This is a genomic window from Pontixanthobacter aquaemixtae (assembly GCF_009827395.1).
Taxonomy (GTDB): Bacteria; Pseudomonadota; Alphaproteobacteria; order Sphingomonadales; family Sphingomonadaceae; genus Pontixanthobacter; species Pontixanthobacter aquaemixtae.
In genome coordinates this window covers 917482-932365 of the sequence record NZ_WTYX01000002.1, presented here as the reverse complement: position 1 = coordinate 932365, position 14884 = coordinate 917482, and the positions used below count along the sequence as shown (strand labels likewise).

Below are 14884 nucleotides of genomic sequence, written 5' to 3'. Positions count from 1 at the left end.
TTTTACTTGCTAACTTATTAGTGAGAACAATAACTTTATTAGTCCGACTAATTTGTTAGACTAATAGCATGACAATTAAACCTTCCAAACCGGGAGCTAGTTTCGCTTGGCGTTGGCACTATGGCTTGCGTACTCTCAAGAGCGCCTACCAAACCAGTCGTGCTGCAACTGACGAAGAGCGGCGCTCAATAGATCGTCGGGCCGAAGAATATCAGAAGCGCGTCGATAGGGGCGAAGCATCTTGGGACGAATGCGATGAAGAAGGCAACTTAGTCTACAGTCACGGTGAGCATCTTGGCGACGAGATGCACGATGTCCTCAACGTATTGACGCTAGTCAAATTGGCCTTTGTGATTTCGCTGCATCATTATGTCGAGCAGCGGTTAGCACCTAGATTGCCCCGAAAACCAAACGGGGAAACGCGTTATGACCCACAAGCTGCTTACGCTTGGCTTAAGGATTTCGGATGGGAGGTAAAAGACAAACAACTCGAAGAACTGCGCCTTGCTGCCAACTGTGCAAAACACAGCGAAGGCAAATCGGCAAGAGAGCTATTCGATCTTCGCCCTGATATGTTCGATACCGACAAAATTGGTATGGGCTTTGATCCGGGATATGACAGCCTCAAACTAACCGATGCGCACATCGATGTATTCTTTGAGGCTGTGAAGGATTCTGTTCCCGATAATCTAGGACTAGCTTTCTAACTTTCTACTCACCCATCGCCGGCTCGCTACGCAGCATCCTCGGCCCGACACCACCAACCCACGCCGACATATCGGGCTCATCCGAAACCTTCCACGGCACTCCGCCGCCGGTCAGGAACATGCGCTCCATTTCCTCGCGGTTGAAGGGGCGTGATCCTAAACGCCCGAACACCGCCATTTGTCCGCCGGTTTCATCCACTGCACGGTCGCGGTCGAGGCCTTTGCTGAGCGAGATCGCCGCGGATTTGGTTTTTGCCCAGGCGACCAGTTCGGGCTTCGGTGCGGGGCTGAAGCCGTAGAAATTGGGCTGGCTGTCGGGCGAAGTCAGTTGCAGCACTTTCATCCCGTTCACCCCGTCCGCGACATAGGCGAAGAGCGAGGCGTTGGTCGATCCGATGATCACATCCTCGACATCGTTCATCGTCCCGCCGAGCGTTTCCTTGCGGTAAATCTGCGGCGCGAGCGGACGCGTGATGCCGATGATCACCAGCCCTTCCTGCTTCGCCGCGACATAGGCATAGGTCCGCGCGAGATAGAGCCGCTGCGCATTGGCAAGCCGCACCGTCCCCTCCGGCCGGAGCACCGGATTGCGCAGGCTGGTGACATCGAACAGCTTCACGCCTTCGGCATCGGTGACCCACAGATAGCGGAACTGGATTGCAGAGGCGCGCGCATCCTTCATCTCGCGCACCGCGGCGATCTGCGGGTTCATCGGATCAGCCAGATCGACCACCACCAGCCCGCGATCCGCGGTGATATAGGCAATCTCTCCCGCCAGGTGCACGTGCCGCGCGCCATTCAGCACTCCGCCCTCGTTCCATGTCAGCGCGCGGCTGAGCTTGTTATTGCGCAGCTCGCCATCGGCCATCGTGTTGACATTGACGAGGATCAGCCCCTCCACCGCGTCGGTCACCACCGCATATTGGTAGATCGGCAGGAAGGGTTGTTCCTCGTTCATTTCGCGCATTTGCGGGGTGTTGCGCAGCGGGTTGATCGGCTGGTTGGTGGGCAGGGCAACGCAGGTCGCGTTCTTGCTGCCGACATGCGTATCGTGGCCAAAGCTGCTGAAAGGCGCGGTGATGATCCGTTCGGACACGCCCTTGTTGCCGATCGAGGCGATGTCATAGACGCGGAAGCCGCCCTTGCCCTCTGCCACGAACATATATTCGCCGCGCATTTGCAGGCAGCCGACGCGGTCCGCCGTGCCTTCATGGACATTGGCGAATTCCTCGTACGCTTTGGTTTCGCCGGAAAGGTCCTCATCGAAAGCTTTCCCGCGTACCCAGTCTTTCAGCTCGCGATTATTTTCCTCGACAAATTGCCGGTAATAATCGGGATAGGCATATTTGTGCAGGTACGAGCCGAGCACCGCCTGCGGTTCGTCCCATTCGGTCACGCGCACCGCCTCGAACCCGCCTTCCAGCCCGGTCCACGCATTCATCCCGACAAAGTTCACATAATTGGTGCCGAGCAGCAGCAGCTGCGACATGATCGCATTGTTGTCGTCGGCCTCTGACAAGTGACAATCGGAGCATTGCTTGGTTTCGGTCAGGCGCACCGTATGCGGGAAATGCGGGGCGAAGGCCTGCGATGAAAAGCCGATGGCGGAAATCGGCGGCTGCTGCACATAGATACGTTCGCGGTTGATATTGGTCGAGCTGAGCACCAGCGCAGAGGTAGAGCGCACCGGCGCGACCTGATTGCCCTTGGTCGTCTGGTGCTTGCCCAGCTGGAACATCTGGTCGCGCGCGACTTGCGGATTATAGGTCGCGAAATTGCGCGTTTCGCCATTGTCGTAGTGATGGTCTTCGCTTTTCCAGTTGGCTTCAATCGGCAAATGGCACCCGCCACAGCTTGTCGTCCAGCTAAGGTGGCAGGTGAAGCAGGCCATCTCGCCTTCCTCATGCGCGCGTTCGCTTTCCGGAATCCCCGTGCCGAATTCGAACCGTCCGCTTTCCGCGCCGCTACGCGCCATCAGCTTGGCCCGCGCCGATTTGGCGTTGAAATGGGGGGACGTTCCGTCAACGCTGTCTTTGGTCAGGCTGACCGTCCATTCGAGATCGGGATCGACCACCGAACGCTGCGTCAGCGAGCGGCGGCCGAGATTGTCGTAGCTCCATTCGAAGCGGCGCTTGCCATCGGGATTGCGCAGCAGCGCCAGATCGTTGCCCTTGGGCGGCGCGGCGGGCCCGCTGGTGCGCAAAGTGGGATAGGCATCGGCGGTGCCGTGGCAATCCTTGCACCCGATCTCGATCGCATTGGCCACTTCGCCATAGATCATCCCGTTGCCGTGGCTGTCCTGCGCGAAATGGCAATCGGCGCATTGCATGCCCTTTTCCGCATGGATGCTCATCAAATGCACCGCTTTGCCCGGATTGGTTCCGGGCTCGACCCATTTGCCCTCGCCTTCGCGGCGCCATTTTTCGGGATCGTCATTGGCAACGATATTGCCATCCTTGTCGAGCAGATTGCCCTCGCGGTCGCGCTTGAACACCCCGCGGAAATTCCACCCGTGCCCGTGATAATCGGCAAACTGCGTATCGTTCAGCGTCGGGTTGAGATCATAGACATTGCGCAGGAAATCGAGATCGGCCCATTTGCCCTTGGGCGCAGCGCCTTCGGGGTTGCGGTCGAGCACTTTGCGCACTTCCTCCGCAGTCGGATATTTTTGCTTTTCCGGCCACATTGCGGGCGCATCGGCTTCGTAATCCCACATCGTGTAACCGAGATAGGAATTCAGGAACACGTTGGGCTGGTGCATGTGGCAATTCATGCATTGCGCGGTCGGGATCGATCGCGTGAACACGTGTTTGAGCGGGTGGCCCTTCTCTTTCACCGGTGCATCATCCGAATGCCCGTCTTCCGAATGACCTTCGCCGGGCTGCTTCAACCCGCCATGGCCGCTTCCATAGTCATCACCATGATCCTTCTCTAGCTTGCCCGAGATTGTCGGATCGACCGTCTGCGTCTGCCCGTCGCGGCCATATTTCGCGTAAATCAGGCTGTGCCGCGGCTCGCGGTCATTGGCATAGACAACATGGCACGATGCGCAGCCCGAATGGCGGTAATCGCCCGGCTGATCGTTGGTCCCCATGAACCACATAAACGGATCGTTGAGCCGCGTTTTGTGGATATTGAGAACGGGGATCGCGACGCGCAGGCCCGTGCCCGGCCCGCGATTGCTTTGTTTGAGATCGGGCCGCCCCGGTTCCTCCAGCCGCTGGATGCTGCCGGTCGGGCTGGGCAGGCCGATTTCGGGAAATTGCGAATTGATCGTGCGCCCGCCGCGCTCGAACACGCGGAACACATCGCCCGGCGGGATAACCTGCCATGTCGGCAGCGGGTACATTTCCGACAGCGCCCCGCGATTGCGCTGGTTCTCTGTCAATGTACCCGGAGGTGCGCCGGGTGAAAGCAGCCGTGCCGGCTTGCCATCGCGCGTAAAGGCCTGCCCGAAAATGTAATTCTTGTACGGCGCAATCCCGTTATTATAGGACGCCCCGCCCCACAGCATGGCTCCGGTTGCCATCAGCGAACGCTCTCCCGCTTCGATCACTTCGATATGGCAAGCGCCGCAGCTTTCGCGCGCCACGCGGTAATCGCTGGGGTTCACAAAGCGGACGAATTCGGGCGCTTCACGATTGAGCAGAGTGTAGGTCCGCTTGGGATTGGCCGATGACGGATAGTGCCAGCTATTGGGATATTTGGGCAACACATGCGCTTTGTCGCGCGCGGCGACATAGGCCGGATCATCATGCGGCAGCTGGCTGTTGCCGGTCACCGACGCATTCCCGCCATGGCAATCGACGCAGCCCAGCCGCACCGCGGGGGTTTCATGCATCGTCGGCGCATCGGTTTTGACATGGCACGAATAGCAGCCTTCGGATTTGGCCATCATCTGTTCGAGCGTCTGCTGCGCCGGAGCGGGCGCAGCGGTGACCAGCGAGTAATCGCGTTCGACCGGTTTCTCACCCGATGCCGCCTGTGTCTGCCCCCCGCCGAACAGCATGGCCGCCGCTGCGGAGATGACCGCAAGGGCAAAGATCAAGAAGCGCCGGTCAAACATCAATAGGTCAGGATCACATTGGCGAGCACGGAGTAATATGTACCGCCATTGCCGCGTTGGTCGAACAGATCATCGAATGCCGCACCCGATAAAAGCGCCGCGCCCGAAAGGCGGAATACGATATTTTGCGTGGCCTTGGGCCGCCAGATCGCCGCCGCCGACAGGTCCCAGCCAATTTCCTTGGGAATGCTGCCTTCGTTGCGCAGCGCCTGCAGCGTTGCGGTGTCTTCGAACCACAGATGATTGGCATTGGCCGACAGGCGAAATTCGGGCGTCAGGTCAAAATCCGCGCCTGCGCCAACCAGCATCAGGCCCGGATTGTTGAAATTGCTTTGCCCCTGTTCTTTCGAAGGGCGCAACGTGTTGAGCAAGCCGTTGCGATTGTTGACCGCGATATTGCGGCCCCCACCGGCAAAGGGGATCGTCTGGCGGATCCAGTATGAGGTATCGGCGCCGGCAAAAATCGGGTTTTCAAACACCGCATCATAGCCGCCTTCGACATCGTCATAGGGATCGCTGTCTCCGCTGGCATAGGCCCCCGACAGGCGGAAGCGCGCCCAGTCGCGATCATAGCTCAGCTCTGCCGCGGCAAAGAAGGCGCGAATATCTGCTGGCCGGTCGGTGAAGAAGCTGTTCCGGTCTTCGCCAAACACACCGTAAGCACTCGCGCTGATATTGATCCGGCCAATCCGCCCATCGGCATTATAGCCAAGATAGAACGCATCATAATCGCGCCCGCGCAAACCGCCCAGCAAAGCGGGGCGCACGGGGAAACCATTATCGTCAATCTCGATATCGTCGCCTTCGCGATTGCGGTTATAGGCGATGGTCAGCTGGCTGGTCAGCGCGGGGATCAGGAAATCTTGCCGATAGGCATTGGCGATAAACAGGAAATCATCGCGCGGTTTCTGCAGCACCGCGTTCAGCCCGCTATTGGTGTCTTTTTCCAGCCGCCAGAATGCCGCGAGATTATACTGGAAACGGTTGTTGTCGCGCGTCCCGAAGAAACGCAGGCCAAGCTGCTGGTCCTGGAACAGAAAGCCACGAAAATCGGCCTGGAACGACTGGATCCCGATGCGGAAACTGTCGAAATCATACCGGTCCGAAGTGTTGCGGATGTGATAATCGAAAAACAGTTCCTGCACCCCGACAAAATGATCGAGCCGGTGCGAAGGCTCGGTCGGCTCGACCAGCAAGACCCGCCGTTCGGGCACATCGACATAATTGACATTGAAGGCCAGCGTGGCGCGATATTCGACATCGGGCGGCTTATAGGCAGTATTGCCTTTGAGCAGCGCGAAGCCGGTCAGGAATGTCTGCGACAAAACAAGGCTGTTGGAACTGCCAAACACATCGAGCCGGTCGGGATCTTCGGTGGTCTGCACCCCGACAGGGATCGGGAAGCTGCGCGGTTCGATCACCGTATCGCTGATCACATTGGCGACAAAGAACCAGTCATCGCCCTTGATCGGCAGCCACGGCACTTTCTCGCGATTGATCGGCCGGTCACCCTTATAGGTGTTCTGGCCATAGGGGTCCCACCAGTTTTCCTTCACGATGCCCAGCGATTCAATCAGCCGCCAACGGTCGGGAATCGGGATTTGGTCGGTCGGAAAGGCTTCGGGCGGGGGCGCGCGGAATGCGCCTTCATTGGTTTGGTCGATCCGGTCCGGCAGCGCGCCGACATAGCCCGGACGGCGGCGGCCTTCGATCGATTCATTGTCCACCGGCGGGGGCGCGGGCGGCTCGACTTCGATCGGCGGATCTTCGGATGGAGCGGAAATTTCCTCTTCCGCTTCAACCGCTTGCTCTTCAACCTTATGCGGAACCTGCCGCGCTTCTTCCGGCTGCGCGGCCTGAACGATAAGCGGGAGAGCGAAAAGGGCGCTCATTACAGCCCCTCGCAAACATTCTGTGCCGGATCGTCGAGGAAGGGTGCGAAGGGGCAATTGACGTAGCGCAGCCGCACGCCCTGCCCGCCCACATTGATAACAATCCGGTCGGCGCGAATGGCAGCGGGCGCATTGCCGATCCCGCCCAATCGCGCACCTGCATTGTGCAGGCCAAGGAAGCTGACCATGTCATCCTGATCGATCCCGTCCCCCGAAACGCCAATCCCGCCAACCAGCTCGCTGCCGCGATAGACGGGGACCGATCCGGGGAAAATCTGGATACCGTTGGCGATCCGTTTCTGGCCCGCCACCACATCGGGCACATCGCTGCATTGTTGCGGGGTATCGGCGTTGAGGCTCTGCACAAAGCCGAGATGCGTCACGATATTGCCCGCAACCAGATCGGTTTGCAGGCCAACCGCGAAAGGGCTGAATGTCGATGTTTGCATCACCGATAGCGGGCCGGGCGCTGTGCCCACCTGGCCATCGGGGAAATAGGGGCGCGACAGGTTTCCGCCCGACCGGTCGGCAAAGGCCACAGTGCCGGTCAAGGCATTCGGATCGCCAAGGAAATTGCGCACCCGCTGGACATAGGGCGCGCCCGCTGCCGATCCCAGCAATTGCGATGCAGCGGCGGCGTTGGAAAAGAACGCGGCGGTGCGCGCTTTTTGCAGCGAAACATCGGTGCCGAATATCGGCCCGTCGGGCGAACGGACAATGCCCAGCACTTGCCCGTGCGTGTCGACCAGGCTGATCGTCGCCTGCATCCGGCTGTCGAGCGGGCGGCGGATTTGCGCGCGCGAACGCGACAGGATGGTGAAGGCATCTTCCAGAATTGCGCGCGATTCCGCTGCGGTCAGCGGGGTGGAAACGCTTGCACCGTCAGTCCCGGCGCGGATCGGGAAGCGCCCAGCGCCCGCACCATTGGTCAGCACATAAGCGTCGCGGCTGACAAATTCTGCCGCGGTGCTTTGGCGGATGCCCGATGCCTCGCTGCCATAGGCCGTGCCCGCGATGATCGCACCGCTGGTATAGCCGCCAACCGCGACCAGGCTGCCTGCCGGGCCGTTGACCGCGCCGAAGCTGGTTTGCAGCGGGCCGAGATCGCCCACCCCCATATCGCTGAAGCGCAGCGAGGTTCCATCGACGGGGATCCGGTCTGCGGTGATATCAACCGGCGGGGCAAAACCTTGGATTCCCGCCAGCGCAATCGCTTCCTCATCATCGGCATCGACATCGATCGTGTTGGTATCGAAGCCGTAATCGCCATCGCCCGAAACGCCGATCCCGCCCACGACAACGCCGTTCTTGTAAATGGGGAAACCGCCCGGATCGGCGGCGAGGCCGAGCGGTGATCGCTTGGGCCCGATAAAGGCGCTCGCCCCGGCGCCGCCGGTGAAACGCGTGTTCAAATCCGAACAGGGAAGCTGGCTGAACTGCACCCCGAACAAGGGGCCGCTTTCCAGCCCAGCGGTGTTGGGCGCGGGCGGGAAATGTTGCTGCACGATCTGGCTTGCGGTGCGCGTGGAAAAGGCGTTGCCGCTGCTCGACAGATAGGCCCCCGTCACCGCCTTGGCGATGGCGGTGGTGGTGGATGGAACCGCCGCGCCTTGCAGGCCGACTTCGCTGCCCGCAGCCGCGGTGCCGCCAATCGTGGTGCGGCTTACGGTCGTGCTCGCCGGAGCGCCGGTCATCGCGAACACGCCCAGCACATTGCCGACCCGGTCGGTCACAGCAATGGTCGAGGGGAGCCCGCGCGCCTGCGCCTCCCCGATGGCTTGCGCCATGATCTGCTGGACTTCACCGACCGACAGCGATTCCATCGCGGGATCGGCGAATAATCGTCCGGCGGGCGGAGGTGTCGGGCTGGGTAGCGGTGTGCCGCCAATACCGCCGGTCGGGGCAGAACCGCTATCCCCGCCGCCGCAACCGGACAGGGCCAGAGCCAGCGTCGCCGCTGCGCACCACAGCCTGCCCGCTCTACCCGCTCTGGCCGCTCTCATCGCAGCGCCCCGATGGCGCGGGTCGCCTGTCCCAGAGCCGCGCGGAACTGCGCCGGTTGATAGCTGTTGGGGCTGCGCACCGCGGCATAGGCGCGGTTGATATTGGCGCGGATACCGGCAGCCGCGCCCACCGTAATGCGCCCATCGCGAACCATCGCATTGAGCAGCGTATCGACCGCCATCACCGCTTGCGCCGATCCCGCATAATCGGTGAAGCGCGGATTGGTTGCGCGGTCGGAAATCATCTGGACCACTGTGAAAGCGTCATTGCCCGAATAGCTGCGCTGCGCCAGCGCGGTGGACAATGCCGCCGCTTCCCCGCTCAGCTTTTGCGCTGCGGCAACGGCTTGCCCGCGCCCCTGCCCCATTGCCCGGTGGAAATTCTTGCTCGCCGCATCAAACGCCGATGCGCGGCCCGGCGCCAAGGCCCGCGACACCGCGGACAGCATGATGATGTTTTCGTCATTATAGGGCGCCATGCCGAACGGGATCGGCCGCCCCGGATTGGTTTCGAATGTCAGCTTGCGCTGCGGCCCGTCGCTGATCGAGCGGTGGCAGCTGTGGCAATCGTAGAAATAATATTCGGGGAACACGCCCTGCGTTCCGATGCCATCGCGCGCGAACAGATCGGTGGAGCGGCGCACCGCCTCTGCCTGACCGACCGCCCACAGCGCCACGCTGTCAGTCCCGCCTTTGCGCGCGGCGTAGTCATCGTCTTCGTCATGATGCTGCTGCAGCGCGGAAAACAGATCGAGTTCGAAAGCAACGCGCGGATGGCCCGCCGCCATCATCGAATGGGTGACAAACTGGTTCCCGTCCGCGCTGCCGAAATGGCAATCGAGGCAAATCCGCGCGCGCGTTTGCGGGCGCTCCAGCGGATTCAGCCCGGCTGCGACATTGGAAGCATGCGTTGCGGGCGCGGCATAATGCACCGCCAGCCAGCCCGATGACGGCCCGTGGCATGTCTCGCAGCCGACACCGTCCGAAACCTGAAACCGCGCGCCCTGGCGCGATTGCGGGACATAAGTCGCATGACAGCCGAGGCAGGCGGGCGCAGAGGTCGCCGCCCCAAGGCCCAGCGATGCCGCAATCTGCCGCCCGCGCGGCGAAGCCAATGCAGCATAGGCGCGGCTATGCGCCCCGGTCGAGGATGACGGTTCCTGCCAAGTGGCGATTTCATCTTGCCGGACAACTTCGCCATTGCCCTCTGCGCGGCCATGGCATGTCGAACCGGCGCAGGTGGCAACGCCTTCATAACGGCCATTACCAGATGTTTGCGCGTCACTAGGGGACACCCCGCCGGCGAAGAACGCCGCGGCGGCCGCGATGGGCACCGCGATCAGCGCCAAAGCCTGTTTCCGGATTCGCTTCACGAACCACCTCCCCAAGGTGGCACAGTACGATTTTGGCCCGCCGCTGCAAGCCGGAATTGGCCCCCTGTGAAAAACTGCCCTTGCCGGTAACCGGCCGCGCGGCTGCGCGACGCGCGGCTATTGCGGATCTGTGTAAGCGAGCACAGGCTTGCGCGCGGCCGCGGTTTCATCGAGCCTGCTGCGCGGCGCATAATGCGGTGCGGTTTTCAGGCTTTCATCGCCCGCTTTGGCCCGCTCTGCCACGCTGCGGAAAGCGGTGATGAACTGGTCGATCGTCGCTTTACTCTCGGTCTCTGTCGGTTCGACCAGCATTGCGCCATGCACCACCAGCGGGAAATACATCGTCATCGGATGATACCCCTCGTCGATCATGCCTTTGGCCAGATCGAGCGTCGAAAGACCCTCGGCAAAGCCTTTATCACCGAACAATGCCTCGTGCATGCACGGGCCGCTATGCGCATAGGGCGCGTGCAGCACATCTTCCATCGAGCGCAGGATGTAATTGGCGTTGAGCACCGCATCCTCGGCCACTTGCTTAAGCCCGTCCGCGCCGTGGCTGAGCATATAGGTCAGCGCGCGGGTGAACATGCCCATTTGCCCGTGAAACGCGGTCATCCGCCCGAAATGGCTGAGCGGCCCGCCGAAATGTTCGCGCGCAAATTCATCGGCACTTTCTTCTTCGACCAGATGGACCACGCCGTCCTTGGTCCGCGCGGTGTATGGTAGCGGGCCATAAGGGCTGAGCGCTTTGGACAGCACCACTGGGCCCGATCCCGGTCCGCCGCCGCCATGCGGTGTGGAGAATGTCTTGTGCAGATTGATATGCATCGCATCGACGCCCAGATCGCCCGGACGCACGCGGCCGACGATGGCGTTGAAATTGGCGCCATCGCAATAGACGAAGCCGCCCGCCTCATGCACCGCATCCGAAATCGCGCGCATATCGGGTTCGAACAATCCGCAGGTGTTGGGATTGGTGATCATCACGCCCGCTACGTCAGGACCGAGGCGAGCCTTAAGCGCCTCCAGATCAACGCGGCCTTCGGGCGTCGCGGGAATATCCTCCACCCGGTAACCGGCAAAGGCCGCCGTGGCCGGATTGGTGCCATGCGCGCTTTCGGGCACGAGGATTACCTCGCGCGCATCGCCGCGCGCTTCCAAAGCAGCACGAATGCACAGAATCCCGCATAGCTCGCCATGCGCGCCCGCCTTGGGGCTCATCGCCACGCCATGCATGCCGGTCAGCTCGATCAGCCAATGCGCCAGCTCGTTAATCACGCCCAGCGCACCGCGCACCGTATCGACCGGTTGCAGCGGATGGACATCGGCAAAGCCGGGCATCCGCGCGACTTTTTCATTGAGCCGCGGATTGTGTTTCATGGTGCACGAACCGAGCGGGAAGAAGCCCAGATCGATACCGTAATTCTGGCGGCTGAGGCGGGTGTAGTGCCGCACCGCTTCAGGCTCTGCCAGGCCCGGCAGGCCGATATCGGCATCGCGTGCCATCCCGCCAAGACGGTCTGCTGCGCCAGCATCCACTTCGGGCAGATCAACGCCGGTGGTTTGGTTGTCCGCAATCTCGAAGATCAGCGGCTCTTCCAGCATCAACGCCTTGTTGCCGGTGGTGGTTGCGAGGCCGCCCTGCGCCCCGTCGCCGGCTTCAGGGGTGGTCGGCTTCCATCCGCTCTGGTTTGGCGCGTTCATGACAATTTCTCCTTAAGCGCGGAGCAGAGGGTTTCGATATCCTCCTCTGTGGTCGTTTCGGTCACCGCGACCAGCAGGCCGCCAGTAAAGCCATCGACATGCGGATAGAGCCGCGCAAGCGAGACACCTGCGAGGATCTTGTCATCGGCCAGATCGCGCACGATCTGCCGCGCGTCGCCATCGAGCAAAATCGTGAACTCGTTGAAGAAGCTGTCGTTGAGAACGGTGACACCGGGGACCGCCGCCAGCTTGTCCGCTGCGATGCAGGCTAGCCGGTGGTTCTCCGCCGCCAATTGCCGCAGGCCTTTCTCGCCCAGCAGCGTCATATGCACGCTGAATGCCAGCGCGCACAGCCCGCTATTGGTACAGATATTCGATGTCGCTTTTTCGCGCCGAATATGCTGCTCGCGCGTTGAGAGGGTCAGCACGAAGCCGCGCTTGCCATCGGCATCGACGGTTTCACCACAAAGCCGGCCCGGCATCTGGCGCACATGTTTCGGATCGCGCACCGCAAACAGGCCAAGGTAAGGCCCGCCAAATTGCAGCCCGACGCCAATCGACTGGCCCTCGCCAACAACGATATCGGCGCCCAGTTCACCCGGCGATTTGATCGCGCCCAGCGCCACCGGCTCTGTATTCACCGCGATCAGCAGCGCGCCTTTGGCATGCGCAGCCTCGGCAATTTGTTCCAGATCGGGCAGGCGGCCCAGAATATCGGGATATTGCACCACGACGCAGGAGGTATCCTCGTCAATCCGCGCGATCAGGCCTTCATTGTCGGGCTGCGCCTGGATCGAGGGTTCGCTACCGGCAATCTCGTCTTTGGTGAATTTCGCCATCGTTTTGATGACTTCGGCATAATGCGGATGCAGCGCGCCCGACAGCACAACTTTGCGCCGTTTGCCGCGCGCGACACGGCTCGCCATTGCCACCGCTTCCCAGCACGCGGTCGAGCCATCATACATGCTCGCATTGGCCACCGCGCAGCCATAAAGCCGCGCCACCTGGCTCTGGAATTCGAACAACATTTGCAGCGTGCCCTGTGCGATTTCGGGCTGGTACGGGGTGTAAGCCGTCAGGAATTCCCCGCGCTGTATGATATGATCGACCGAAGCAGGAACATGATGGCGATAGGCCCCGGCGCCGAGGAAAAACGCCGCATCGGCCGCCGCCAAATTCTGCTTCGACAGGCTGCGCATATGCTTCTCAACCGCCATCTCGCTGGCATGCATCGGCAAATCGCGGATCGGCCCGTCCAGCCGCGCGACTTCGGGCACATCGACGAACAGATCATCGACCGAGGAAGCCCCGATAGTATCGAGCATCGCCGAACGGTCAGTATCGGTTAGAGGTAGGTAACGCATTATATCTCCTTGCGCCCCTCTTCTTTAGAGGAGGGGCAGTGAGACTTGGCGTTGCGCAGCAATGCCTAGTCGCAGCGGGGTGGTGCCGCGGCGGGCGCGACCTGTCGGTCGCCACCACCCCCAACCCCCTCCTCTAAAGAAGAGGGGGCAAGTGAAATCAAAGCCCCGCGACAAACGCCTCGTACGCTTTCGCATCCATCAGGCCATCAAGCTCGTCCTTGTCGCCAATGGTCATTTTGAAGAACCAGCCATTCTCTTCGGGCGAGGTGTTGACCAGCGCCGGATCCTCTTCCAGCGCCGCATTGCCTTCGACCACTTCGCCGCTGATCGGGGCGTAGACGTCGCTCGCCGCTTTCACGCTTTCGACCACTGCCGCGTCGCCGCCTTTGTCGACCATCGTGCCCACTTCGGGGGTTTCGACAAACACGATATCGCCCAATTGTTCCTGCGCGTAATCGGTGATGCCGACGGTGGCGGTATCGCCCTCCACGTCGATCCATTCGTGTTCATCGGTGTAATAGCGGGCCATCGGTTCATTCTCCTCGGTAATAATTCTGGGGCACGAAAGGCATCGGGGTCACGACCGCATCGAGGCGTTTGCCGCGCACTTCGATCTGCAATGCGGTGTCCGTCTTGGCATAGTCCGACGCGACGTAGGCCATCGCAATCGGATGACCCAGCGTGGGCGAGAAACCGCCGCTGGTGACGCGGCCGATTTCTTTATCTCCGTCAAAAACAAGCGCACCTTCGCGCGCCGGCATCCGGCCTTCGACTTTCAGCCCAACGCGCTTGGTCTGGGTGCCGTTTGCCAGTTTTTCCGCAACCGGCGCATGGCCCATCCAGCCGCCACTTTCGCGGCGCGATTTGGTGAGCGCGAACAGCAGCCGCGCGGAAACCGGGTCGGTTTCGGTGGTGAGATCATGGCCATAGAGCGGAAGACCAGCTTCGAGGCGCAGGCTGTCGCGCGCACCCAGACCAACCGGCTGGACATGCTCATTGGCAACCAGCGCATCGGCAAATTCTTCAACCTTGTCGGCGGGAACCGAAATCTCGAAGCCGTCTTCGCCGGTATAGCCCGAGCGGCTTACCCAGATATGAGCGCCGTTCCATTCGAACAGGCCCGCGGTCATGAAAACCAGCTTGCCCGTGCCGGGAACAAGCTCTTCCAAGACCGCGCCTGCTTTGGGCCCTTGCAGCGCGAGCAGAGCGTAATCGTCGTAATGGGTCAGCGTGATATCGTCGGGCAGATGCTCGCGAATATGGGCGATATCGTCCCATTTGCACGCGCCATTGACGACCATAGTATAGCGCGGCCCGGCATTGGTTACGATCAGATCGTCGAGAATCCCGCCGTCCTCGTCGATCAACAGCGAATAGCGCATTTTGCCTTCGGACAGGCTGGAAATGTCGCCGGGAAGCAGCGCTTCGAGAGCATCGGCCGCCGCTTGCATATCGCCGTCCGGCCCTTCGACGCCGAGCTGCCCCATATGGCTGACATCGAACAGACCCGCATGTTCGCGCGTCCAATTGTGTTCGGCCACGATTCCGCCCCCATGCAAGAGATGCTCGCCCGCATATTGGATCGGCATTTGATAGCCGGCAAATTCGACCATCCGCGCGCCCATTTTGCGGTGCCAGGCGTCCAGCGGCAGCACCGGCTTTTCCGGCATATCGTCAGGATGGGTATCAGAAATGTCTTCGCTCATAGTAATTCCCGCTAGAGTGCAGGCACGCCATGCGGCCCGCCGTTTCTGCACCCCCTCTGTCGGGAATAC

9 protein-coding genes are annotated in these 14884 nt (G+C 61.2%); 1 reads left to right on the top strand and 8 read right to left on the bottom strand.

The window, feature by feature from the left end; translation table 11 throughout:
* Window positions 1-68 precede the first annotated feature (68 nt).
* Window positions 69-707, top strand: coding sequence for a hypothetical protein (locus GRI41_RS13495; protein WP_160605666.1), 639 nt, complete (start codon window positions 69-71; stop codon window positions 705-707).
* A 4-nt stretch (window positions 708-711) separates the two neighbouring features.
* Here GRI41_RS13495 and GRI41_RS13490 read toward each other — a convergent pair whose 3' ends face one another.
* The 8 genes from GRI41_RS13490 to gcvT form a co-directional block, all read right to left on the bottom strand.
* Window positions 712-4716, bottom strand: a complete 4005-nt coding sequence (locus GRI41_RS13490) for a multiheme c-type cytochrome (protein ID WP_235901279.1) — start codon at window positions 4714-4716, stop codon at window positions 712-714.
* A 56-nt stretch (window positions 4717-4772) separates the two neighbouring features.
* Window positions 4773-6665 (bottom strand): hypothetical protein, encoded by a 1893-nt coding sequence (locus GRI41_RS13485; RefSeq protein ID WP_160605664.1) that lies wholly within the window; start codon window positions 6663-6665, stop codon window positions 4773-4775.
* The gene (locus GRI41_RS13480; protein WP_160605663.1) at window positions 6665-8668 is read right to left on the bottom strand and encodes a heme-binding protein; all 2004 of its coding nucleotides are present in this window, start codon (window positions 8666-8668) and stop codon (window positions 6665-6667) included. The genes GRI41_RS13485 and GRI41_RS13480 overlap by 1 nt, the downstream gene beginning before the upstream one ends.
* On the bottom strand, window positions 8665-10041 hold the full coding sequence (locus GRI41_RS13475) for a multiheme c-type cytochrome (protein ID WP_407985564.1): 1377 nt from the start codon (window positions 10039-10041) through the stop codon (window positions 8665-8667). The genes GRI41_RS13480 and GRI41_RS13475 overlap by 4 nt, the downstream gene beginning before the upstream one ends.
* 117 nt (window positions 10042-10158) lie before the next feature.
* A complete protein-coding gene (gene gcvPB, locus GRI41_RS13470; RefSeq protein ID WP_160605662.1) occupies window positions 10159-11745 on the bottom strand; it encodes an aminomethyl-transferring glycine dehydrogenase subunit GcvPB in 1587 nt (528 codons plus the stop codon).
* Entirely contained in the window at window positions 11742-13109 is a 1368-nt protein-coding gene (gene gcvPA, locus GRI41_RS13465; RefSeq protein ID WP_160605661.1) for an aminomethyl-transferring glycine dehydrogenase subunit GcvPA, read from the bottom strand. The genes gcvPB and gcvPA overlap by 4 nt, the downstream gene beginning before the upstream one ends.
* 157 nt (window positions 13110-13266) lie before the next feature.
* Entirely contained in the window at window positions 13267-13638 is a 372-nt protein-coding gene (gcvH, locus tag GRI41_RS13460) for a glycine cleavage system protein GcvH (protein WP_160605660.1), read from the bottom strand.
* A gap of 4 nt (window positions 13639-13642) precedes the next feature.
* Window positions 13643-14815 carry a glycine cleavage system aminomethyltransferase GcvT gene (gene gcvT / locus GRI41_RS13455; protein ID WP_160605659.1) on the bottom strand — a complete coding sequence of 391 codons (1173 nt, stop codon included), beginning with the start codon at window positions 14813-14815 and terminating at the stop codon, window positions 13643-13645.
* Window positions 14816-14884: the final 69 nt, after the last annotated feature.